Source organism: Gilliamella sp. Bif1-4 (assembly GCF_001690535.1).
Classification (GTDB): domain Bacteria; phylum Pseudomonadota; class Gammaproteobacteria; order Enterobacterales; family Orbaceae; genus Gilliamella; species Gilliamella bombi.
The window spans coordinates 153,289-179,012 of the sequence record NZ_LZHC01000024.1 but is presented as its reverse complement, the minus strand read 5'-3'; the positions used below and the strand labels follow the sequence as shown (position 1 = coordinate 179,012).

At 34.6% G+C, this 25,724-nt stretch carries 17 protein-coding genes and 4 tRNA genes; 8 read left to right on the top strand and 13 right to left on the bottom strand.

Annotation, left to right across the window (positions count from 1 at the left end):
- Window positions 1-7 precede the first annotated feature (7 nt).
- Window positions 8-997 carry a 2-hydroxyacid dehydrogenase gene (locus tag A9G25_RS03615; protein ID WP_065625990.1) on the bottom strand — a complete coding sequence of 330 codons (990 nt, stop codon included), beginning with the start codon at window positions 995-997 and terminating at the stop codon, window positions 8-10.
- A gap of 282 nt (window positions 998-1,279) precedes the next feature.
- Here A9G25_RS03615 and A9G25_RS03610 point away from each other — a divergent pair, with 282 nt between their 5' ends.
- Both A9G25_RS03610 and A9G25_RS03605 read left to right on the top strand, forming a co-directional pair.
- Window positions 1,280-2,530: an AmpG family muropeptide MFS transporter gene (locus A9G25_RS03610; RefSeq protein WP_065625777.1), complete on the top strand. Its 1,251-nt coding sequence runs from the start codon at window positions 1,280-1,282 to the stop codon at window positions 2,528-2,530.
- Window positions 2,531-2,538: 8 nt separating this feature from the next.
- Window positions 2,539-3,210 (top strand): NAD(P)H-dependent oxidoreductase, encoded by a 672-nt coding sequence (locus tag A9G25_RS03605; RefSeq protein WP_065625776.1) that lies wholly within the window; start codon window positions 2,539-2,541, stop codon window positions 3,208-3,210.
- Between the two features lie 61 nt (window positions 3,211-3,271).
- Here A9G25_RS03605 and A9G25_RS03600 read toward each other — a convergent pair whose 3' ends face one another.
- Entirely contained in the window at window positions 3,272-3,457 is a 186-nt protein-coding gene (locus A9G25_RS03600) for a hypothetical protein (RefSeq protein ID WP_065625775.1), read from the bottom strand.
- A gap of 364 nt (window positions 3,458-3,821) precedes the next feature.
- Between A9G25_RS03600 and trxB the strand changes: the two genes are divergently transcribed.
- The 3 genes from trxB to cydC are packed head-to-tail and all read left to right on the top strand — an operon-like array spanning window position 3,822 to window position 8,131.
- Window positions 3,822-4,775 (top strand): thioredoxin-disulfide reductase, encoded by a 954-nt coding sequence (trxB, locus tag A9G25_RS03595; protein ID WP_065625774.1) that lies wholly within the window; start codon window positions 3,822-3,824, stop codon window positions 4,773-4,775.
- A gap of 15 nt (window positions 4,776-4,790) precedes the next feature.
- Entirely contained in the window at window positions 4,791-6,506 is a 1,716-nt protein-coding gene (cydD, locus tag A9G25_RS03590; RefSeq protein WP_065625773.1) for a heme ABC transporter permease/ATP-binding protein CydD, read from the top strand.
- Entirely contained in the window at window positions 6,500-8,131 is a 1,632-nt protein-coding gene (cydC, locus tag A9G25_RS03585; RefSeq protein ID WP_065625772.1) for a heme ABC transporter ATP-binding protein/permease CydC, read from the top strand. The genes cydD and cydC overlap by 7 nt, the downstream gene beginning before the upstream one ends.
- Before the next feature lie 514 nt (window positions 8,132-8,645).
- On the opposite strand, the gene A9G25_RS03580 is transcribed toward cydC, so the two are convergent.
- The 6 genes from A9G25_RS03580 to A9G25_RS03555 all read right to left on the bottom strand — a co-directional run bounded on the left by A9G25_RS03580 (window position 8,646) and on the right by A9G25_RS03555 (window position 11,034).
- Window positions 8,646-8,720: transfer RNA gene (locus A9G25_RS03580), tRNA-Gln, on the bottom strand.
- Between the two features lie 186 nt (window positions 8,721-8,906).
- Window positions 8,907-8,981: transfer RNA gene (locus A9G25_RS03575), tRNA-Gln, on the bottom strand.
- A gap of 25 nt (window positions 8,982-9,006) precedes the next feature.
- A tRNA-Leu gene (locus A9G25_RS03570) sits at window positions 9,007-9,091 on the bottom strand.
- A 37-nt stretch (window positions 9,092-9,128) separates the two neighbouring features.
- Window positions 9,129-9,205 (bottom strand) — tRNA-Met (locus A9G25_RS03565).
- 116 nt (window positions 9,206-9,321) lie between these two features.
- Window positions 9,322-10,419 carry a CCA tRNA nucleotidyltransferase gene (locus A9G25_RS03560; RefSeq protein WP_065625771.1) on the bottom strand — a complete coding sequence of 366 codons (1,098 nt, stop codon included), beginning with the start codon at window positions 10,417-10,419 and terminating at the stop codon, window positions 9,322-9,324.
- A complete protein-coding gene (locus A9G25_RS03555; protein ID WP_065625770.1) occupies window positions 10,420-11,034 on the bottom strand; it encodes a TIGR04211 family SH3 domain-containing protein in 615 nt (204 codons plus the stop codon).
- 230 nt (window positions 11,035-11,264) lie between these two features.
- Here A9G25_RS03555 and A9G25_RS03550 point away from each other — a divergent pair, with 230 nt between their 5' ends.
- The 3 genes from A9G25_RS03550 (at window position 11,265) to A9G25_RS03540 (ending at window position 18,260) form a co-directional block, all read left to right on the top strand.
- Window positions 11,265-13,382: an alpha-galactosidase gene (locus A9G25_RS03550; protein ID WP_065625769.1), complete on the top strand. Its 2,118-nt coding sequence runs from the start codon at window positions 11,265-11,267 to the stop codon at window positions 13,380-13,382.
- Between the two features lie 339 nt (window positions 13,383-13,721).
- Entirely contained in the window at window positions 13,722-14,726 is a 1,005-nt protein-coding gene (locus A9G25_RS03545; RefSeq protein WP_065625768.1) for a substrate-binding domain-containing protein, read from the top strand.
- 447 nt (window positions 14,727-15,173) lie between these two features.
- Window positions 15,174-18,260, top strand: coding sequence for a beta-galactosidase (locus A9G25_RS03540; RefSeq protein WP_065625767.1), 3,087 nt, complete (start codon window positions 15,174-15,176; stop codon window positions 18,258-18,260).
- 86 nt (window positions 18,261-18,346) lie between these two features.
- On the opposite strand, the gene recB is transcribed toward A9G25_RS03540, so the two are convergent.
- From recB to nlpI, 5 genes are all read right to left on the bottom strand, one after another.
- Window positions 18,347-21,823, bottom strand: coding sequence for an exodeoxyribonuclease V subunit beta (recB, locus tag A9G25_RS03535; RefSeq protein WP_065625766.1), 3,477 nt, complete (start codon window positions 21,821-21,823; stop codon window positions 18,347-18,349).
- Window positions 21,802-22,260 (bottom strand): phosphohistidine phosphatase SixA, encoded by a 459-nt coding sequence (gene sixA, locus A9G25_RS03530; RefSeq protein ID WP_065625765.1) that lies wholly within the window; start codon window positions 22,258-22,260, stop codon window positions 21,802-21,804. Before sixA ends, recB begins: the two co-directional genes overlap by 22 nt.
- 10 nt (window positions 22,261-22,270) lie before the next feature.
- Window positions 22,271-22,567 carry a YfcZ/YiiS family protein gene (locus A9G25_RS03525; RefSeq protein ID WP_065560648.1) on the bottom strand — a complete coding sequence of 99 codons (297 nt, stop codon included), beginning with the start codon at window positions 22,565-22,567 and terminating at the stop codon, window positions 22,271-22,273.
- Window positions 22,568-22,748: 181 nt separating this feature from the next.
- Complete coding sequence (locus A9G25_RS03520) at window positions 22,749-24,515, bottom strand: DEAD/DEAH family ATP-dependent RNA helicase (protein WP_081297133.1); 1,767 nt, start codon at window positions 24,513-24,515, stop codon at window positions 22,749-22,751.
- A gap of 345 nt (window positions 24,516-24,860) precedes the next feature.
- Window positions 24,861-25,721: a lipoprotein NlpI gene (gene nlpI / locus A9G25_RS03515; protein WP_065625764.1), complete on the bottom strand. Its 861-nt coding sequence runs from the start codon at window positions 25,719-25,721 to the stop codon at window positions 24,861-24,863.
- Between the last annotated feature and the right edge of the window lie 3 nt (window positions 25,722-25,724).

Here is a 25,724-nt window from a genome sequence, read left to right as displayed (position 1 = left end):
TTTATTGTTATTTAACAATATTTGGGCATGATTCGCCTTCCGAAACTTGTTTAATATTGTTTAACGTCGTATCAGAAATATTTAACAATGCTTCTTGTGTTAAAAAGGCTTGGTGACCCGTAAAAATAACATTATGACAAGAAGATAGGCGACGGAACACATCATCTAAAATAACATCATTAGATTTGTCTTCAAAAAAGAGATCTCGTTCGTTTTCATAAACATCCATGCCTAAAGCACCAATTTTTGTTTTCTTTAATGCATCAATAGCTGCTGTTGCATCAAGTAATGCACCGCGACTAGTATTGATAATCATTACACCGTCTTTCATCTTTTGGAAAGACTCTTTATTCAATAAATGATAATTTTCAGGTGTCATAGGGCAATGTAACGTAATCACATCAGATTTTGCATATAACTCATCTAACTCAACATATTGCGCTCCTAATTCAACTGCAACATCATTAGGATAAGGATCATAGGCAAGAATATGCATACCAAAACCTTTCAAAATGCGTATAACCGCTTGACCTATTTTCCCCGTACCAATAACACCAGCAGTACGATTGTGCATATTAAATCCAGTTAATCCGTCCAACGAAAAATTAGCATCACGAGTACGCTGATAGGCTTTATGCGTTCTTCTATTTAACGTCATCATTAAAGCCACTGCATGTTCTGCAACCGCTTCAGGGGAATAAGCTGGCACACGAACCACCGTAATACCTAACTTTTCAGCTTCAGTTAAATCAACATTATCAAATCCAGCGCAACGAAGCGCTAAAATCTTAATGCCATAACTTGCTAATTTTTTTAGTACTTTTTTATCTACTTCGTCATTAACAAATGCACAAACGGCGTCATAACCTTGAGAGGTAACCACTGTTTTACAGCTAAGTTTATGTTCATAATATTCAATATCAAAGCCATATTTTTTATTAGCGATTTCTAAATGTTCTTTATCATAATGTTTACTACTAAAAACAGCCACTCTAATTGAACTTTTCATATTGCTACACCCCTTTTAAATGGTAGTTTGTTAATCTCTTAATTAATTATTGACATTAATTTTATACTGAAACACATAGTTACCTGAAACTTTTTAACAAAGAATAGCTAAAATAATGAATCTCTAACTTTCAAAAAGTCATTGCGCATAACTTCCTTATATTGAAAACATGACTTTGGATAAAACGGTCAATCTTGGCTTGCAGAATTATTTTTTATATGTTGTGTGCTATGATAACACTTTGCCAAAAACTAACAATAAAGTTAAATAATGAATAAAAAATTAGCTCATATTTTTTTTAATAGAAAAATGTTGTTGTGCATTTATACAGGCTTTTGTTCTGGACTTCCTTTTTTCTTTATTATTCAATTAATTCCAGCTTGGCTAAAAGTTGGAGGCGTAGACATAAAAACAATTGGTGCTTTCGCATTAACCCAAATTCCTTACTTATGTAAATTTCTCTGGTCACCATTATTAGATAAGATGTCACCTTTCTCATTAGGGTATCGTAAAGGTTGGTTATTTTTAACTCAATTAGGGCTCTTAATTATCATGCCTATGTATGGTTTTTTAACTCCCCAAGATAACATTAAAATAGTCGTTGCTTTAAGTTTGTTAACAGCTTTTATTTCTGCAACTCAAGATATTGCAATTGATGCTTACAGAAGAGAAATTTTAAGCGATAACGAACTTGGTAGCGGAAATAGTATACATATTAATATTTATCGAATATCAGGATTCGTCCCTGGTGGATTATCTTTGGTTCTTGCTGATTATTTATCATGGATGGAAGTATTCGTATTTACTGCTGCATTTTTTATACCAATACTATTGATTACGATAAGATTAAAAGAGCCATCACATATCAGTGTAATTCATTCAGATAAATCTATTTTCAAACAATCAATAAATGAGTTCATTCATCGACAATCGTTGCGTAACACTTTATTTATTATTGCCTTTATTTCATTTTATAAGCTTGGTGATAGCCTTGCTACATCTTTAACTACACCTTTTTATTTAGATATGAATTTTGAAAAGAGACATATAGGAACTGTAGTTAAAAATGCGGCAGTCTGGCCAAGTTTATTAGGTGCTTTTTTAGGCGGTTTTATTATTTCAAAATATGGACTCAACCGCTCATTGTGGATATCGGGATTTGTGCAAATGTTTTCTATTTTAGGTTTTGCCTTTTTATCTTACCAAGGGCCTTTTTTAACTATTACTTATACTCAACTTATCACATTGGCGACTGTAATTAGTTTTGAATCTATTGGTGTTGGAATGGGCTCAGCTGCTTTAGTTACTTTTATATCAAAAAAAACAAGCCCATTATTTACCACAACACAGTTTGCACTACTAACTGGTTTTTCAGCTATACCAAGAACATTAATAAATTCAACATCAGGTGTTTTAACTTCACATTTAGGATGGACAAACTTTTTTTGGTTATGTTTTATTCTTGCTTTTCCCGGTATGTTATTATTGTTAAAAGTTGCCCCGTGGAATAGCCAATCTTAGGAGAAAATATGGACAAACTAACCCAAGCATTCGACTTTAGACATGCATGTAAAAAATTTGATAATACCAAAAAAATTAGTGATGATGATATTAAATATATTTTAGAAGCGGGTCGTCAATCTCCTTCATCATTTGGCATGGAGCCATGGCATTTTGTGGTTGTTGATAGTCACAAGATAAAAATTGAATTACGTAATGTTTGCTATAACCAAGAACAAGTTACCAGCTGTTCACATTTTGTAATTGTACTTTACCGCAAAGCCAATAATTTTACATTACAGAGCGATTATTTGCGACGATCAATTGCACGCACTTTACCTAATCCAGATAATCAAACTACTATTGACATCGCCTGCCAAGCATTTATCAATTTTTGCGAACAAGGACTCGCTGACGGCTTAACAATTAATCATTGGTCTGAAATGCAAGATTATATTGCTTGCGCCAATATGATGACTGCAGCGGCATTTCGTGGTATTGATTCATGTGCTATTGGTGGATTTGATCATGATAAAGTCATCAAGATTCTAGAAAAATATATTCCACAATTTGGTGGCGACTCATTCGGAATAGGACTTTGCTTAGCTTTTGGTTATCGAATTAATGAACCAACAGCGCATATTCGTTGGCCACTTTCAGACTTAACAACGTATTTAACTGATAACAGTGAAACGAATTAAACAATAGGCACCTTCAATCACAAATGGTAATTGAAGGTGTTGATAAAAATAGATAACTTAATTATTCAATTGATTGATAAAGCGCTTCGGCTTCAGATGAAGCTGAATCAATAATAAAGGCAATTCCAGATAAAATATTACCAATCTGAGGATCGGTAATATTTTGTTGTACTGAGTTTAAAATCTCTTGAGCCCAATTAATTTTTGTAAGTACAGCTTCCACACTTTCTTTTGAAGGATTACTCATTTTCTCTCCTACTGTTAGGATGTTAACTAAACCAATAACCAAAAATATATTATTAAATAATAAAAAATTTGAGATAACGGATATAAGAATAAGAAAATCGCATATTCTAAACAGTAAAAACAAAAACAAAAATTAATGTTGTTTAAATAAAGAATAAATATATTTAAAATAATTGAAAATAAAAAGATAAACTTTTAGTTTAATAAAAATTAGCGCAATACAAAAAAGCCTATTATGATTACCTATTGCTACAATAAACAATTCTTTTACACTATAAAGGTTGATAATGTTAGACTTATCAGCAATAAATTGCGTTAATTTTACTTAAAATCGTCAAAATTATTAAAATAAGTAAGGATTTAAAATGAAAACCAAACATGCTCGTTTATTAATACTCGGCTCAGGCCCTGCCGGTTACACTGCGGCCGTTTATGCTGCACGAGCTAACCTTTCACCCGTGTTAATTACTGGAATGCAAGAAGGTGGGCAACTAACAACCACAACCGATCTTGAAAACTGGCCAGCCGGTGCTCCTGATTTAACAGGACCAGAATTAATGGTTAAGATGAAAGAACATGCAGAAAGATTTAATACCGAAATTATTTTAGATCAAATCGATCGTGTCGATTTTAGCACAAAGCCATTTAAGCTTTATGGTAGCGAAACACAATACAGTTGTGATGCGCTTATTATTGCAACTGGCGCATCAGCGCAATACCTTGGTTTACCGTCAGAAGAAGCATTCAAAAGTAAAGGTGTGTCGGCTTGTGCTACCTGTGATGGATTTTTCTATCGCAACCAAAAAGTTGCCGTAGTGGGTGGTGGCAATACTGCGGTTGAAGAAACGCTTTATTTAGCCAATATCGCGAGTGAAGTGCATTTAATTCACCGTCGAGATACCTTTAGAGCAGAAAAAATATTAATGGATCGTTTAGATCAAAAGATTAAAGAAGGCAAAGTTATCTTACATACTCATCGTGTAGTTGATGAAGTTTTAGGGGATAACATGGGAGTAACTGGAGTTAGAATCCGTAGCTCACAAGATCCTAATATTACCGAAGAGTTGTCGGTTTTAGGCGTGTTTATCGCTATTGGCCACAAACCAAACACCGCTATATTTGAAGATCAACTTGAACTAAATGGCGGTTATATTAAAGTACAATCGGGCACACAAGGCAACGCTACTCAAACCAGTGTCGAAGGGATTTTTGCTGCTGGTGATGTAATGGATCATGTCTATCGTCAAGCAATCACTTCAGCAGGTACAGGCTGTATGGCCGCTTTAGATGCAGAACATTATTTGGATAATTTAAAATAAGCAGTAAAGATCTTTATGTCATTAGATAAAAAACGCCAGTCCTATCTACTTGGCTGGTTAAAACAGCAAGCAAAAATGCATAAAACTAATTTGCGTGCTTCAATTTTAACCGGCTTGGTTTTAACTATATTAGTCATTATTCAATCTGCATTGCTCGCTATAATTTTGCAAAAAATTATTATCGAACAACACCATTTTGTGAATATTCTACCTTTTTTTGGTGCACTAGTTACAGTGTTACTTGGTCGAGCAGTCTTAATTTATCTACGCGAAAAGATCAACTTTGCCATAGGCAAAAAAGTTCGTCAGCAAATTCGACAGCAATTAATTGATCAACTTGAATTGCATGGGCCCGCTTATTTAAATCAAAGCACGATCGGCGCATGGAGTACGTTGCTTATTGAACAAGTTGATAAATTGCATGACTTTTTTGCCCGTTATCTTCCTCAAATGCGATTGGCAGGCATGGCACCGATTTTAATCTGTATTGCTATCTTCCCATTTAACTGGGCTGCTGCTACTATTTTGCTTTGCACCGCCCCCCTGATTCCTATTTTTATGATTTTAGTGGGAATGGGAGCTGCTGATATTAATCGTCGTCATTTTAAAGCGCTCGCATATTTAAGCGGTCATTTTTTAGATCGTTTAAAAGGACTCAATACCATTCGATTATTCAACCAAGGCGAAAAACAAACTAACGAAATAGCCATTGCCTCTGAAGATTTTCGTATTAAAACTATGCAAGTGCTCAAAATAGCCTTTTTATCTTCAGCTGTATTAGAGTTTTTTACTTCTATTTCAATCGCCATTGTAGCAGTTTATTTTGGATTTTCGTATTTAGGCGAATTCGATTTTGGTGCATATAATGGAACTGTTACTTTATTTGCTGGTTTTTTTGCGCTAATGTTAGCCCCTGAATACTTTCAACCTTTACGTGATTTGGGCACTTACTATCATGCCAAAGCTGAAGCAATCGCAGCAGCAGATAATATCGAAACTTTTTTAAGTAAAAAAATCGCACCAAAACAAGTCAACGATAATATAACAAACATCAAATTGACTGAGCCATTAAAAACAATTGAAGCAAATAGTTTAATTGTATTATCTAACGAACAACAACCTATCGTTGGTCCATTATCATTTAGCTTGCAAGCACCATTTAAATTAGCTCTAATAGGAACTAGTGGCGAGGGTAAAACTTCGTTAATGCAAGTACTACTCGGCTTTTTACCTTATCAAGGCTCACTAAAGATTAATGGTATTGAATTTAATCAATTAGATATTAATGATTGGCAACAGCAAGTAAGCTGGATTGGTCAAAATCCTTACTTGATTAATGATACTATCCGTGAAAATATTTTATTGGGTAAACAAAATGCAAAAAGCCATGATCTGGATAACGTGATAGCCAAAACCCAATTGACCCAAGTTATTGCTAAATTACCACAAGGCATTGAAAACCAAGTTGGCGAAGATGCGATACGTTTATCAGTTGGACAAGCACAGCGGATCGCCTTAGCCAGAGCAATGCTAAAACCCTGTCAATTATTAATTCTTGATGAACCAACTGCTAGTTTAGATAAACAAACCATCCAAAATTTGGATCAGCAACACATTGCCCCGAATAGCATTACAATTACTCATCTAACAGATGACATGCAAGATTTTAAACAGATCTGGCAATTGGCTAATGGTAAGCTACACTGTGATATCAAGGGGGATTTATGCTAGCTATATTACGCCCTTACATCGCACTATATAAACACTATTTTGGGCAAATTTTATTGGGATTATTTTTGTCAATTCTTACCTTATTTGCCAGCGTATTTTTGCTCGCATTATCAGGGTGGTTTTTAGCCTCTACCGCTTTTGTTGGCGTTGCAGGTTTGTATACTTTCAATTACATGTTGCCCGCTGCCGGTGTTCGTGCGGCGGCAATTACTCGAACAGCCGCTCGCTATATGGAGCGTTTAGTTGATCATAATACCACATTTAAAATCTTAGCTTATTTAAGAACGTTAGCTTTTCGTAAGATTTTGCCCTTAAGTGCCAATCAATTAGCCCACTACCAACGGGCTGACTTGCTTAATCGCTTTATTGTTGATATTGACGCACTTGATCACTTATACCTAAAACTTTTTTCACCTATTGTAACCGCACTTGTTACCATTGTTGTTTTATTTGTTGGATTAGCAAATATAAACTTACCTATTGCGTTAATTATTACTATTATCCTTACAACCACTTTACTTGTGGTTCCGGTCATTTTTTATCAAGCAGGAAAACAACTCGGCAAAACACTAGCTAAACAACAAAGTGAATATCGTTTATTATTAATTAATTATCTACAAGGACAAGCTGAACTTATCCTATTTAATGCACAACCACGCTATCGAGCTAAACTTGATGAGCTTGAATCAAAGTGGCTTTATAACCAGCAACGTCAATCAACATTAATGGCACTATCAAGCGCATTGATTGTGCTGATTGCTGGATTTTTAACGTTGCTTGTTCTATGGCTAATTACCCAATACACCCTATCCCCTTTGGTGGCGCTATTTGTATTTGTTAGTCTTGCAAGTGCCGAAATACTTATGTCAATTCCTGGCGCATTTATCTTTTTAGGGCAAGTACTGACTTCTGCCACACGCACAACGGCTATTTTTAATCAAACACCCGACATTCAATTTGTTTCTAAAGGTAAAGAGATAGATTTAACTACGGCAAAATTACAATTTGAACAAATTAATTTCAGCTATCCAAATCAACCTTTTGCGATATTAACTGGTTTTTCCTTAACTGTTGAACAAGGTGAACATATTGGAATAATTGGTAAAACAGGTTGTGGTAAATCAACTTTATTAAGCCTAGTGAATAGGACTTGGGAGGCAAGCTCCGGCAATATTTATTTTAATGATACCCCAATAAATCAACTGGATGAAAAAACTTTACGACAAGCCATTGCTATGGTTCCGCAAGTTATTACTATTTTTAGTGAAACTTTACGGCAAAATTTACTCATTGGTAATCCTAATGCAACTGATCAACAGCTTATTGAGGTTCTACATCAAGTTGAATTGGACAAATTACTAACTACAGAACAAGGTTTAGATATGCTAATTGGACAAGGTGGGCGTACTTTATCTGGCGGTGAAATTCGTCGTATCGGCATTGCAAGAGCATTACTCCATAATTCCCCCTTAATTTTAATGGACGAACCAACAGAAAGCCTTGATCAACGAACAGAACAACAAATTATCCAATTGATCAAACAAACATGTAAAAATAAAACACTAATCATGGTTACGCATCGTTTGACTGATAATCCGCTGTTTGATCGAATTATTTCGCTTTAATAAATGGTTTAATTTATACGTCATTCAATTACGGATAAAGAGCAATATTAACTTTCGGAAATTGTAAAAATTCGAAAGTTTTGCTTATACAAATGTCCAGCTAGACTATTGTTTTTATTTGGTTTTATTTGGTTTTATTTGGTTTTTGTTTTTTATTATATGGTTATAAGAAAGTAGTTTGGATATGGTCTCTTTTAGATATTTAAAGTTGTGATATTTAAAATAGTTACACAAAACCTTTCCAAAATTCGAGTAATCTATTAAAAAGACAATCAAAATTTTTTCTTTTTAAATTTATCTATTTAAATTGGTTTAAAAAAATGGTATTTCAATAGTGAATAGCTCAATCTTTCTTGTTTAAATCTACTTTAGAACTCATTACATGTAGGAAAACACAGAGCTTAACTATTTATATATCTAAATTGGAAAATGAACTACTATTTTACCGCCTTTAAGTTAATAATAAGAAAAATCTTCAAATAGTTTTAGATCATAATTCATTGTTTTATTTTATTGGCTGGGGTACCAGGATTCGAACCTGGGCGTGGCGGGATCAAAACCCGCTGCCTTACCGCTTGGCTATACCCCACTATAGAAAGTGAAAATCACTTTTGATACGAGCAGTGAGATTCGAACTCGCACATATTTTTAAGCTAGACCTTGAATCTAGTGCATCTACCAATTCCATTATGCTCACATGAAAATAGTGAATAATTAATACACCAAACATTGATACAAATCAAAGAATGAAATACCAAAACTATGCATATTGGAATGGCTGGGGTACCAGGATTCGAACCTGGGCGTGGCGGGATCAAAACCCGCTGCCTTACCGCTTGGCTATACCCCAATAAAGGATAGATATTAAGATTAAATGGTGCGGGTGGAGAGACTTGAACTCACACACCTTGCGGCGCCAGAACCTAAATCTGGTGCGTCTACCAATTTCGCCACACCCGCACTGAATACTTTTGGTAAAAGTACTACCTAATCTTAATGGTGGCTACGACGGGATTCGAACCTGTGACCCCATCATTATGAGTGATGTGCTCTAACCAACTGAGCTACGTAGCCATTCATTCGCAACGTCGTAACCAACACTGCGAGGCGCATTATGCTAGGGTTACGCCAAATCGTCAACTATTTTTTAAAGATATTTTGAAAAAAAGTGACGATTGATTAAGATGCAATCAAATCCAGTTTAATAACGCTTCGATTCGCCTTTTTTGTAACTCAAAATGAATTTGTTTTCCTGTATAACCTTCAGAAATAATTTGCTGCACATTGACGCCATTGACGATTTTATAAGCTTCTTTTATATAACTTTCTTGTGCAAACGGTGTTGTTTTAATAAAAGCTTGGCTTGCAATAATTAATTGGTCAAGGTGCGAAGGGTTACGCCATACATCAATGCTATTTAGAAAAGAAATAATTTGTTCAGCAGTCAGGTTTTGCACTCGTTCAAGATTATTTCGATTCTGCTGAACCATGACGGCAACTTTAGTATAGTTGTTAGGTACTTTAAATTTTGTACATAATGCTTCGACCGCTAATTTATTAGGTAACTGTGCACACAGTACAGCAAAACGGATAGTTAAATCATCAGTTAATAGAGCAGATTTTTTTAGTGCATCACTAATATTGTCTGTTAAGTCTAATGGTGAAAATAATAATGGAAGCGCTCTACATTGTTCTAGCACTTGAAAATAGATCTGTGGATTTGATGTCGACAATGCTTTTTCGGTTTCTTTCCACACACGTTCAGCTGTTAAGTAACTAACCTCACCGGCTAATACCATTTGTTTCATTAGATCCAGAGTTTGAGGTGCTACAGTAAAACCGAATCGATGAAAACGAGCAGCAAAACGAGCTACACGCAAAATACGTAGAGGATCTTCTCGGAAGGCTGGCGATACATGGCGTAAGATTTTATGTTTGATGTCATCAACGCCATGATATGGATCGATGATATTACCATCTTCGTCCATTGCAATGGCGTTAATGGTTAGATCACGGCGAATCAGATCTTGTTCTAATGTGATCTCTTTACCAAAATCACAGATAAATCCAGTATAACCTCTACCCGATTTGCGCTCAGTACGAGCCAATGCGTATTCTTCTTTAGTGCTAGGGTGCAAAAAAACCGGAAAGTCTTTACCGACTTGTTGATAACCTAACGCCAAAAGATCCTCTGGCGTAGCGCCAACAACAACCCAGTCATGATCAGCAACAGGTAGGTGCAACAATTTATCGCGCACACTCCCTCCTACAAGATAGATTTTACTCATCTATCTCATCCAACGATCTTTTTTGCGTCGGCTTGGTATAATTTTTGGTAATATAAGCCCTAAAATAAGACCGCCTCCAGCAACAAGACCGCCATAGGTAAACCAAGTTACAATAAGGTCACGCCGTTTATCATCAACTTGATTTAGCATTGATTCAATTCGTGAATTTTGTTCTTTAACTTTTTGTTCTAGTGCTTCATTTTTATTTTGAAGTGTTTCTATAGATTTTTCAGCCGTCTGCAACTTTTGGATATAATCACTTAACAATTTTTGTTGATTTGACTCAGCATTATCAACTTTATCTTGATATTCTGCTAGTTTTGCTTCGAGCGCTGGAAAGAGTTCTTTATAACTAGGTTGTTCATTTAGTTTACTTGTTTCAATCCAAGCGATGCTACCATTATTAAGTTGAATGCGAGTAAATTTGCCATCTGCACTTTTTTCAAGCTCGACAACTTTTTCTCCAACTTTAACGGCATTAGAAAACGCATATTGCGAACCAGGGCCTCTACGCAAATAAATATCGACATTATCAGTCACATATTTGTCTATAGCGTAACCATTAGAAGAAATCGCAAAAAACGAAAGTAGTGCAATAATATTCTGTTTTTTCATATATTTCCAATAAGCATCTATAAATAGATTCATGATAACATAAAATAATAGCAAGACGCATATTCATTTTATAATAAATAGTTTTAAAATCTAAAATAGATATAACCCTTAACAATGAAATCGTTTACATTTTTAATGAGATCTTAATCACAAAATATGAAATTAAAAATATTATTTTATATAAATAGTTATTATTTTATATAATGAAATATTACAAATTTGGAGCCATTATGAATTATCGTCTTAGTAATAACAATATAGATATCCTTTTTCGCACTGAACCATATGCCGAATTGTGTTATTTTGGTAAACGATTACAAAAATTTCAACCTGAAATGATTGACATGCTTTACCCTGCTGTCCCTAATTCCCGTATTGATGTCAACGTTCCATTTACTCTATGCCCAGAAGAAGGTTTAGGTAATTTCAACACACCTGGACTTGAAGGACACCGAAATGGTAAAGATTGGTCTCCCGTTTTTACAACTAAAGAAGTTAATAAAACTGACAATTACATTACCATTATTAGTGAAGATAATATAACTAAACTTCGTTTAACCAGCCTTTTTATTTTAGATAAAAGTGGTGTATTGCAGTGTCAAAATACGTTAACCAATTTAGGTGATGAACCATATCAAGTTAACCGTTTTTCTATTACGTTACCTATTCCTGAACGAGCACAAGAATTAATGGCTTTTAGTGGTCGTTGGATTAAAGAGTTTTTCCCTCATCGAACTAAAATATCACATTGTGGTTATTTACAAGAAAATCGACGAGGACGAACATCACACGAATATTTCCCGGGTATGATGGTTGGAACAGAAGGTTTTAAAGAACAAACTGGCGAAGTTTGGGGAATCCACTTGGGATGGAGTGGTAATCATCGTATTCAAGTTGCAGTTAAAAGTAATGGTAAACGTTTTATTCAAGCAGAAGCTCTGTATTATGCAGGAGAAATATCACTAGCTAAAGGTGAATCTTTAAGTACTCCTTGGTTATATACTACCTATAGCGATGAAGGCTTAAATAAAATGAGTCAACATTTCCATCAATATTTACGTAGCAATATTATTAAATTCGCCAAAAATAAAGCTCGTCCTGTTCATCTTAATACATGGGAAGGTATCTTTTTTGACCATAATCCTGATTACATTATGAAAATGGCTACTAAAGCGGCTCAAATTGGTGTTGAACGCTTTATCATTGATGACGGTTGGTTTGGTAAACGTAATGATGATTACCAAGGATTAGGTGATTGGTATTTAGATGAGCGAAAATATCCTAATGGTTTAGAACCAGTTATTAAACATGTTAAAGATCTTGGTATGGAGTTTGGTATTTGGGTTGAGCCTGAAATGGTTAATAAAAACTCAGATCTTTATCGTGCACACCCAGATTGGTTACTTGAACTACCGGGTTATCAACAACCAGAAGGTCGCCATCAGTATTTACTTGATCTACAAAATCCTGCTGTTTTTGAATATCTGCATGAAAGACTAACTTGGTTACTCAGTAGTTATGATGTTGATTATATTAAATGGGATATGAATCGTGAAATTGTTCAACCTGGTCATGAAGGTAATCCCGCTATTGTTGGTCAAACTAAAGCGCTTTACCGATTGCTTGATATTTTGCAAGAAAAATTCCCTGATGTTGAAATAGAATCTTGTTCATCAGGTGGAGGTCGAATTGATTATGAGATTTTAAAGCGTACACAACGTTTTTGGACTTCAGATTCTAACGATGCATTAGATAGACAAATAATTCAACGTGGAATGAGTTATTTCTTCCCTCCTGAAGTAATGGGTGCTCATATTGGCGGTGCATTATGTCATACTACATTTCGTGAGCTACATATGAATTTACGCGGTCTAACTGCTTTATTTGGTCATATGGGAGTTGAACTCGATCCAGTAAAAGTATCTGAGCAAGAACAAAAAGGTTTTACATATTATATTAATTTACATAAACAACTGCGTCCTTTGTTACATAGCGGTAACTCTGTAAGATTGGATGTTGATGATAACCCAGCTATGCAAAGTTATGGTGTTGTTAGCCAAGACCAAAAAGAAGCTGCGTTTATTATTGCTCAACTAACATTACCAACCTACGCATTAAGCGGTAATTTACGATTGACTGGCTTGTTGGCTGATAAACAATACCAAATTGAAGTGCTAGATATGCCTGATAATATCGATCCTAAAATAAATGGTCATGTTATGAAAGAATTACCTCAATGGATGAAAGGCAAAACAATTTTATCTGGTGATTGGTTAATAAATGTTGGATTACCTTTACCAGTACTTGATCCAGCAACGGCTATATTAATAAAAGTAACTGCTAAATAATGTTATTAATACTTTTAAATTAATTATTTAGCGACTATCAGGGGATTTGCTAATCGCTGTCCCCTTAATATTCAATTTTCAATGAAACAATTCTAGTTTTCAATTCACCAATGATATTATTGGCAAAGTTTTTATTTTACCTTATTATGATCAATTAGTTCAGTCATATATCAATAGTATTGCAAGTGAATTAACTTCAAGACAGTAAAAAAGATAACCCTTTCACTTTCAGTGCTTTTTGCCTTATATTATTGTTAATCTACAGAACTCTATATTGATAAGTATTAAATATTATAATTATCGATATTTTATGGATAGTAATTAATTAAAAGGTTTTTTATGGCGACAATAAAAGATGTTGCACGTTTAGCTAAAGTTTCAGTTGCAACCGTATCTCGCGTAATTAATAACGCAAATAACGTTCGAGATAATACTAGAGATACCGTAAAAGAAGCTATGGAAAAATTAAACTACTATCCGGATGCTAATGCACGCGCTTTATCACAACAAAATTCGAATACTATTGGTATTGTTGTAGCTGATGTATCGGATCCATTTTTTGGTGCCATGGTTAGTACCGTTGAAAAAGTTGCCTCACGAACAGGTCATTTTTTGTTGATCGGTAATGGCTATCATAATGAGCAACAAGAATATAATGCTATTACTCAATTAATTGAGCATCGCTGTTCGTCGTTAGTTGTACATGCCAAAATGCTCTCTGATAGCGATCTAGAAAAATTGATGCAACAAGTACCCGGTATGGTTCTAATTAATCGTATCGTAAAAGGATTTGAAAAACGCTGTATTGCTCTTGATGATCGTTACGGATCTTATCTTGCAGTCAAACATTTAATTCAACATGGACATACTAGAATTGGTTATTTATGTTCTAATCATAATATTTCTGATTCATCTGATCGTTTACAAGGCTATAAAGACGCATTGTTAGAAAATGGTATTGATGTTAATGAAAATCTTATTGCGATGGGTTTACCAAATGAAATAGGTGGCGAACAAGCAATGATGTCATTACTTGAACGTAACTGCCATATCACCGCAATTGCTTGTTATAACGATTCAATGGCCGCCGGTGCAATGTCTGTGCTTTATGATAATGATATTAAAATTCCAAACGATATTTCGATCATTGGTTTTGATGATCTTGTTTTATCACGTTATTTACATCCTAAATTAACTACCATTCGTTATCCTTTACAGACAATGGCTGAACAAGCTGCTGAATTAGCTCTAAAGCTTGCAAAAGGAGAAAGTATTCCAACAAATTTGATTAACGTCTATATACCAACCTTAACTAAGCGTTATTCAGTCACTTTTTTTAATTAATATGTAGGAATTACTGTTTACAGTCATTTAAGAAACTACTGTAATAAATATACATAATTTGCCTTATCACAGACAAAAAATATAGAGATATTATAAAAAAATTATCCGTCACTTATTTGTCTAAACAGTTTATAGCCAATCGCGAAACTATTTATTATGCTTTATCTTCTGATGCGAAATAATAATCTTTAAAGCAAGTATATCTACCAAGATAGTCATTATTCTACTCACTTAAAATTTCCATATTACTGGTATATTTTTAAACGTTTTTTGCTGATTATTTCTAACAAATTTTTATCAATTAAAACCGATAAAACTAGATTTAATATTTTATGTATACGATTACATAAATGTTAACAAGATCACCGTATTTAATTACAGACTCCCTATAATAATTAGTAAATAAATCGGTGATAGTAACAATAATCAGAGTAAAATGGAGAACATATGAATCCTTCTTTCAATGAAATTATAAGCCGGCACGATTGGAATAATTTATCTGTTTTAAGTATTAATAAACTCGATACCCATCCAAAATTTCATAGTTGGCGAAATAAACAACAAGCTAAAAATAATAGTGATTCAGATTCTATAATATCGTTAAATGGTAATTGGTTTTTTAGTTATTTTACAAGTCCCAAGCAAGTTCCAGAGTCATGGTTACAAAAGGAACTTGATGCAACTACAATTGAGGTACCATCTAACTGGCAGTTGAAGGGATATGATGCGCCGGTTTATACCAATATACGTTATCCTTTTCCATATAACCCACCTTATGTACCAGATGAAAATCCAACAGGATGTTATTCACGATATTTTTCTGTGACTAAAGAGTGGCTGACTAAAGGTGATACACGGATTATATTTGATGGGGTTAGCTCTGCATTTCATCTTTGGTGTAATGGACAATGGGTTGGTTATTCGCAAGATAGTAGAATTCCAGCAGAATTTGATCTAACGCCTTTTTTGAAAGTCGGTAAAAACCGCATAGCAGTATTAGTCTTAAAATGGTGTGATGGCAGTTATCTTGAAGATCAAGATATGTGGCGATTGAGTGGTATTTTCCGAAATGTTTCCCTACTGAATAAACCTAAATCACACTTAAGTGATATTCACATTGATACTTTACTTGACGATTGTTATCAAAATGCAACTTTATCTCTACAGGCCGATATTCAGCATGATGGAAACATGGATTTATTGGATGTAGGTATTGAATTATGGCAGCAAGATAAGTTAGTTGTCGAGCATATGCAATCAATCGGCTTACCTTTTGTTGACGAAAAAGGAGGATACACTGACCGTTTATGTTGTCAAATACCGGTTACTAAACCACAGTTATGGAGTGCTGAAACCCCAAACCTTTATCGAATTATTGTTAGTTTATATCACAAAAAAACAGGATTAATTGAATCAGAAGCTTATAACGTTGGATTTAGGACTATTGAAATTAAACATGGACAACTATGCTTAAATGGTAAACCACTATTAATTAAAGGCACAAATCGTCATGAGTTCTATCCTGATTTGGGATATGCATTGACCGAAGAAGCAATGTTGCATGATATCAAATTGATTAAACAATATAATTTTAATGCTGTGAGGTGTAGTCATTATCCTAATGATCCTCGTTGGTATGATCTTTGTGATCTATATGGACTATATTTAGTTGATGAAGCCAATATCGAATCACATGGTATGTTTCCTATGTCTCGTTTGTCGGCCGATCCTAGATGGCTTGCAGCTTATAGTGAACGTGTAACGCGAATGGTTCAGCGCGATCGTAATCACCCTTCTATTATTATTTGGTCGTTAGGAAATGAATCGGGACATGGGGCGAACCATGATGCACTTTATGCTTGGATTAAAAGTAACGATCCAACTCGTCCTGTGCAATATGAAGGCGGTGGCGCAAACACTACTGCCACTGACATTATTTGTCCTATGTATGCCCGCGTTGAGCAAGATCAACCACACCCGAATGTTGCCAAATGGGCAATAAAAAAATGGATTTCATTACCAAATGAAAATCGCCCACTTATTTTGTGTGAATATGCCCATGCAATGGGTAATAGCCTAGGTGCATTTTATAAATACTGGCAAGCGTTCAGGCAATATCCTAGGCTACAAGGTGGGTTTATTTGGGAATGGGCTGATCATGGGATACGCTGTTCTACACCTTCTGGCGATAATTATTGGGCTTATGGCGGTGATTTTGCTGAAACTTATCATGACCGACAATTTTGCTTGGATGGATTAGTCTTTCCTGATAGAACTTCTCACCCAAGTTTGATTGAAGCCAAAAAGGTACAACAGCCATTCCAATTTAAGCTAATTAGTCAAAAACCGTTGGTTATTGACATTACAAGCGAATATCTATTTCACCATGCAAATAATGAAACTTTATATTGGGAATTATTATTTAATGGAAAAAAATATCAAAAAGGAAAAATTAAGCTTAATATTAAACCCAATAGTTCATTACAAATAACTTTACTTGACGATATAGCAAATGATTTAAATTGTGAAGACTTACATTTATCAGTTCGTGTTATTCAAAACAAGGCTACACCATGGTCACAAGCTGGTCATATTGTTGCATGGGAACAGTGGAAATTAGCTAATTCTTATATTCCTTCATTAGCTTTTTGCCAAGCAAAAAATAAACTAAAATTGACCGAAACTAAAGATGATTACATTATTAATTACAAAAACCAAAGTTGGCTATTTAATAAAAAAACAGGGCAGCTTTACCAATGGATAAAAGGTAATAAACCATTATTAGCTTCACCTTTTGCTGATCAGTTTGTTCGTGCACCTATTGATAATGATATTGGTATTAGTGGCGATTTTGATAGTAATAATAATCCATTCGCTTGGGTTGAGCAGTGGAAAGCCGCTGGCTATTACGATCTAATCCATCAATGTTTAGGTATGCATCTTACACAATCAACAGATAAGATTGTGATCGAAGCACTGCATGGGTATTTGTTCAAAAACAAAAAAGTAATTCAAACTAAATGGCAATACGAGTTCGATCAAGAAGGCAAATTCACTTTATCTGTGCAAGTTGATATTGCTAACGATATGCCCGCACCCGCGAGAGTCGGTTTATGTTATCAAATGAAACTGATTCCTAAAAAAGTAAAATGGCTTGGCTTAGGACCTCATGAAAATTATCCCGACCGAAAAACATCAGCTATTTTTGGTGATTGGTCGTTACCTTTCGCAGAACTTTATACACCTTATATTTATCCATGTGAAAATGGGTTACGTTGCGAGGTTAAAAGATTGCAACTTAATGAGATGATCATAACTGGACATCAGTTTAAATTTAACGTTAATCAATATGGGACAGAGCAATTAATAGAAAAAACTCATCGTCATTTATTGGAGCCTAGGTCATGCGCTTATATAAGTATTGATGCTTATCATATGGGAATTGGTGGAGATGATTCTTGGACACCAAATGTACATCATGAATTTTTACTGACAGATAAACACTATAGTTATCAGCTTATGTTTAAATGTTAAATAAGCCATCTAAAAATAAGGCACCGTTTTGGGTGCCTTATTTTTATTCAATTGTATTTTTCGATATGGTTATTTCTTAATAATTGTTATATTCCATTTAACATTTCACCATCAAACAGCTTATCAAGTTCTTCGATAAATTCTTGCTGAGGTAGGTGATAAAAGATGCCTTGCTCGGGCATTCCTCGTAAAAAGAGATAGTATACCCCTCCAAAATGCGTTTGGTATTGGTAATTAGACAAACGTCCTTTTAAAAAACGATGCAATGCTAAACAGTAAAGTTGATATTGTAGGTCATAGCGATGATCGCACATCACTTTTTCAAGTGCTTCTTGGCTATAAGCATCAACACATTCACCTAACCAATTAGATTTATAATCAACCACATAATATTTCCCTTCAAATTTGAAGACTAAATCGATAAAGCCTCTTAGCATACCTTGTACCGACTCAAAATCTAATTCGGGACATAACCTTGATAAATGATCATATTTTTTACACAAACTATCTAATTGCTGACTAGTGACTGTTTTACGTATAGGAAGATAGAATTGCAATTCGTTAATATGTTGACCCATTAACACTTGCGATAATATTAAATTTGGATCATGCAGTTTTGTAGTCAATATCTGTTGCATCCAATTTATTACTACGCTATTCCACTCTGTTTCTAAATTGAGCTTTTTTACCATCTGATTACATAATTCAACAAGATTATCTAATGTGATATCTTCCATAATGCTGTGCATTAATGTACCGACATATGCTCCTTTAGGAAAATGGTGGATATCATATAATGTGTCGTTTGATTGTACTCTATCGGATTCGTATGGGGATTCGTCCCAGTCATTAATAAGATCAGGCTTATAAGCCAATACATTATGATTATGCCTTTGTAATTCAGTATAACTTGTGACCCGCCAACTGTTTGAAATATTACGCGAAAATACGTTAGCCGATAATGATTGGTCTGGCAAAATTGCCGGAATATACTGTTCGCTCTCTATTGGTAATTGGACATCAATTAAATTAGCTATATTGGCAATTGATCTTAATTCACTTTTTAATAAATGATTAATAGCCGATTGGCTTTTTTTCAATGAAGCAAGTCCAATACTACAATGATAAACCGAGCGAGTCATTGCAACATATAATAGCCGCAAATCTTCAGCAAGTCGCTCTTTTTCTATCTGCTCTTTAATCTCATCAGACAGTAACCATGCATAAGTTGGCTGATAGTCATTATCTTTATCATGATAAAATTGGCTATCGGATGCACGATATATTGAAATAAATGGTAACCAAACAATCGGAAACTCTAATCCCTTTGATTTATGAATAGTAATAATCTTGACAAGGTTTTCATCACTTTCAAGGCGTTGCTGATGATTTTCTAAATTTGGATCTGGGTTAACAATTTGTTTTGTCAACCACCGAATTAAGACGTGTGGACCATCTAACTCATTTGATGTTTCTTGAAGTAATTCACCTAAATGCATTAAGTTAGTTAATGTTCGTTCGCCATCTTGGCGAGCTAAGATGTTTTCAGCTAGATGCCGTTTTTTCATCATTCGGCGTAACATAACCAATACACCATAATATTGCCAAATTGCTTGATATTGTTTGAATTCTTCGACCAAACTTTCCCATTTATCTTGATCGTCAGTGATTTGTTCAAGGTCTGTCATGGTTTGACCTAATAGCGATGTCATTAATGCTAGCTTGAGCATTGTTTCGTTTTCTGGCATTAAAACAGCTTGCAATAGGCTCAATACATCTTTTGCTTCATTTGAAGAAAACACACTACTATTGTTTGACAAGTAGACACTCTTAACACCGCAATGAGTCAATTTTTGTTGGATAACTTTGGCCTCACGTCCATTACGCACTAAGATTGCAATGTCAGCTGTAGTCACTGGACGTTGTTCGTTTTCGCTATCAATTAACATTGACGAATTAGACAGTAAAGTCACTATTTGGGTAGCACAACAACTAGCCATGTGTTCTTGATAATCTGAATTGGTTGCAATATCATCAGGCAGTAAGTAAGCAGCTAATGCCGATACTTCTTGGTTGTTAACTTGCAAAGACTTTTGCTGATTCCATTTTGCCGCTTCCATGGGTAAAAAAGGAATATCATTAAATATAAATGGATTATCGCAATTAGAAAATAATTGGTTAACAGCTTTGACCATCGAAGCAGATGAACGATGGTTTACATCCATGGTAAAAGAATTTTCCCCTGTCGATTGTTTAGCTTTTAAGTAAGTGAATATATCTGCACCTCGAAAGCTGTAAATTGCTTGTTTTGGATCACCAATAAATAATAGACCTCGATCTAACTTGTTCCTGTCATAAATACGATCAAAAATTTGATACTGAGCAGGATCGGTATCCTGGAACTCATCAATTAAAGCAACACAATATTTTGAGGCTATACTTTGCGCCAATCGATCACCTGCTTTTGCTTTTAGTGCACGATTTAGTTGCCAAATAAGATCGTCAAAGCTCATCTCGCCATTTTTGAGTTTTTCGTTATAGATTCCTTTCTGAATTACGCTGACGATATCCATTAAGATTTGGCTTCGTAGATCAAAAGGTTGTTTATATAGATCGTCAATTTGTTCAAAAAACGAATGACATGGAACACTTTTTCCTTCTTTCGTCTTTTCGATTAAAACTGATTGCTTAAATTTTTCAAGTTCGTTGGGTAATTCAAACGTTCGAGTTTCGCTGTTAGCCCATGCCGATACTTTAATTACCCAATTGGGTAGATTTCGACTACTATATGATTGTTTGCTGACACCTGATTGTATAATGATTTCAACTAATTTTTCAGACAAAGCTAACCAAGATTTTTTAATATTTTCAATTTTTTCATAACATTGTTGGTAAAAAAGCTTTATTTTTGTACTTATATCTAGGTTTACCTTGCCAGCATTGTTGAAATCTAACCCTAAATAAGGGGTGATGTATTTTAGTAATGCCGTTGGATCTTGCCATGTAGCAAGCACTAAATAAGCAAGTGGTTTATCAAGCGGTGTAAAATAGTGACGCCAAAAATCTTGGGTTACTCTTAATTTTAACTCATATTCATCAGAGATTAGCTTTTGCTCAAATAAAACACCCGATTCAAATGCATGGCTAGTTAGTATTCGTTGGCAAAAACTATGTATAGTATAAATAGCCGCATCATCCATTGACTGTTGAGCAATAGTAAGTTGCTGCACTGCAAATTTTTTATCATCAATTAATTCAATTAGTTGTTGATAAATAGGATCTTTATGATGTCCTTGTAATAGCCCTATTCGCAGTTCTTGAATATTTTGCCTTATCCGCGATCGAAGTTCTTGAGTTGCCGCTTTGGTAAAAGTCACAACCAAAATTTCGTTAACATTTAAAGGCCTTGGGTAACTATTTTGGCCAATGCCCAATAATAATCTTAAGTAAATAAAGGCAAGAGAATAAGTTTTACCAGTCCCTGCCGACGCTTCAATTAAAGTCCGACCAGTTAAAGGTAAATCAAAAAGATTAAGTTTTTTTACTCCGCTTGATGAAACCATTCAAGATTTCCTGCAGAGTTTGGTAATAAACTAATACAAGCAATTGCGGCAGTAGAAAACATAGGAGGAGCAACTTGCGGACATAGTTCATTAACTAAATATCCCACCAATGGCAAATGAGATACAATAATCACATTTTCAACCCCATCATTTAACAATATTGCTAATACGTCAGCAATATGAGATGGGCCACCACCAGGCACTAAAAATTGATTAGTTTCAACTTTTGCAACACTAACGTGTGATGATAATTCTGTTAATGTTTGTTGAGCTCGTAAATAAGGGCTAACTAAACCAATTTCAAATTGAAAATTTTGCTGTTTAAGCCATTTTCCAGCTTGATTTGACTGATTAATGCCATAATTTGTTAATGTTCTACTGGAATCCGATGAAGCAGAAAACCCTGCTTCACCATGTCTCATAATACAAACTTTCATCAATATTCAATTAACGTAATTTTAATTGGAAAATCATACATTCTGCACCACAACAAAAGGTGAATTTTGTTGATAATTTAAAGCCATTACTTATTTTATCAATATTGCTATTAATTTCACACGGCTCTGTTGCGACATCATTTGCAGCTTGAGTTAAAGATGCTAACTTAGCTTGAGCTTCTGATTCTGTCGCAAAGATGTGTTCATACTCAGCGCTACAGTCTTCGTTATCAATTATTGTACCAACATCCACACAACAACATGCTGGAGTTTCATTTGCTTTGCATTTGTTTAAAGAATCTGCCATGTTTACCTCTACTTAACTGTTAATATTTCTAATAGTATACTCTCAATCATAACTTAGGGCAAAGCGCTAACTCTGTTTTGTTTTCTATCTGAATATTATACAGTATGTGGCTACTAAACTATTTTGCTAGTTGAGATAAAGGGATTAAAGATACCTCTGCCATTTGGCAGAGGTCAATACATTAGAATTTAGGCGCCGTTGGGCGACTACGCTTTTTTGCAAACGGTTTATCAGATGTATCTGATTTACTGTTTTTACGAGCTCGTTTAGTATCAGACGCTGCTTCACTGATTAAGCTCATTTTCATTGGTTGATTAAGTACTCTTACTTTTTCAAAATGTTTTAGTATGTCTTTTGGCATACCTTTTGGTAATTCAACTGTCGAATAAGTATCATAAAGCTTGATATTACCAATGTAACGACTGCTAATATCAGCTTCATTAGCAATTGCCCCCACAATATGACGAACTTCAATACCGTTCTCTTTACCAACTTCAATACGATACATATCCATATCACCAACATCCCGTCGTTCTCGACGTTTTGGGGATTCACGATTATCACCTCGTAAACGGCGTTCACCGCCACGATTATCCCGATCTCGCATTTCACGCGATGGTTTAAACACTGGGTCTGGTGGTAAAATTAAAGGGCGTTCCCCTTGTGCTAATTTTAATAAAGCGGTGGCAATCGTTTCAAGATCGGCTCCACTATCCGCTTGTATTTTTGCTAATAACTTTTGGTACTCATCTAAATCACTACTCTCAAGTTGTTTCTGGACTTGCGCAGTAAATTTAGCTAAACGACGCTGTTCAAGTAGCTCTTTTGATGGCAACCCAACTTCTGGAATTGGTTTTTTGATAGTTTGCTCGATATTCTTAAGTAAACGACGTTCGCGGCTATCAACAAATAAAATAGCACGGCCAGCACGACCAGCACGACCCGTTCGTCCAATACGGTGGACATAAGATTCAGAATCTAACGTGATATCATAATTGATAACTAAGCTAATACGCTCAACATCTAAACCACGAGCAGCAACATCAGTTGCAATTAATATATCTAAACGACCATTTCGTAAACGATCTAATGTTTGTTCACGCAATTGTTGTGTCATATCACCATTTAATGCAGCACAACTATAACCGTGCTTTTCAAGCACTTCCGCCACATCTAAAGTAGCTGATTTTGTTCGAACAAAAATAATAGCCGCATCAAAATCTTCTGCTTCTAGAAAGCGAACGATAGCTTCGTTTTTACGCATACTCCGAACAAGCCAATAACTTTGGTCAATATCAGGAGCTGTTTGCTTGGTACCTTTGATCTGGACTTCTTTAGGATTTTGCATAAATCGTTTAGTAATACGACGAATTGGCGCTGGCATTGTTGCCGAAAATAAAGCTGTTTGATGATCATCAGGAATCGTTGTCATAATGCTTTCAACATCATCAATAAAACCCATTCTTAACATTTCATCTGCTTCATCAAGAACCAAGCCCTTAAGATTAGAAAGATCTAAGGTTTTACGATTTAAGTGATCAAGCAAACGTCCTGGTGTACCAACTACAATTTGAGGACCTTGTTTTAAGGCTCGTAATTGAACGTCATAACGCTGTCCACCATATAAAGCGAGTACTTTTACCCCTTTCATATATTTTGAATATTCAGAGCAAGCATCAGCAACTTGTATAGCCAATTCCCGCGTAGGAGCTAATACTAAAAGTTGTGGTACTTTTAAATTTGCGTCAATATTCATTAAGAAAGGGATTGAAAACGCAGCAGTTTTGCCACTACCCGTCTGTGCCATACCCAATACATCATTCCCCTCTAATAATAAAGGAATACATTCAGATTGGATTGGTGATGGTTTGCTAAAACCAAGATCATTTAATGCGTTAAGAATATCCTCAGATAAACCAAGATCAATAAAAGAAACTTCTTTTGTCATGTAAACTCGCTTATAAATTTTGAATATATAAACTTACTTATTTAGTAAAAATCCTGATAATTATTAATTAATATCAAATAAGTTTTATCTTATGTTTTTAAACCAAATAAAGAAAGCAGATATAAATTTATGCCAGCTCACTAAATTGAAAATTTACAACTCACCCCAATAACTAACTGCCTATGTTAACTCAACAAATCGAATCTAAAAAATAAACTAAGGTTAATTAGTATTTATATATCTGAGATAAAGCTAATCGCATTATCAATGTTGAGAACATATTATTTGGCAAATCAGAACTACGCTATAACAATATTTTCACTTTTAAAACTGGCATGACCCTTGTTACTCTTCTTTTTCTTCAAGTAACTTCATTTCATAAAGTGCCTGTTGATGTTCAACATAGTTATAAATATTATTGGCTAAAGCATATTTAAATAACATTTTGGCACGTTCGTTGTCACCTTTACTTTGATAATATTTACCTAAGTAAAAGTAGGTTTCACAAAGGCGTTCGGCTAATTGCCGATTATTCTCTACACCTTGTTGAAGGTTCTGCATTAATTTAGATTCACTAATTTTACCTAAATAAAATGCAATAATATTGCCACTATAACTCGTTTTATCATTAATCAGATCATAACGTTTTTGTAGCTCATTTTTGGCAGCTTTATTATCATTTTCTTTTTCAATCAAATAAAGCCATATAATACTAATAGGTTCATTCACATCATATTGATAAAACCGTAATGCATCACGCTCTGCGGCTTGATAATGGCCTGTACGATACAACGTAATAGCACGATTTAAATACGCATAGATATAAGCAGGATCAAGCTCTAATGTAGTATTAAATGACATCAAAGCTGTATCGAAATCACCATCTCTTAATGCATAAGTTCCTAGAAAGTTGTAAATGTCAGGAACTTCAGGATTTAAGCTCAACAAATAGGAAAAATCGCTTTGAGCAAAGGCTTTAAAACCCAATGAATCATAAGCAATACCTCGCTCAAATATCAGTTGCATTCGCGTTCCAGTATCAAGGCCTTTTTGAGATAGCTGTTGGCTGAGTTGAGCAATTTTTAACTCATCATCATATGAAACTTGCTCAGGAACAGCTAACAAAGGTTGAGAATTAGAACAACCTGACAAAAGAATAACAGCTAGCAAAATGCAGCATACAGCTCTCAGGTTGAATAATCCCATTTT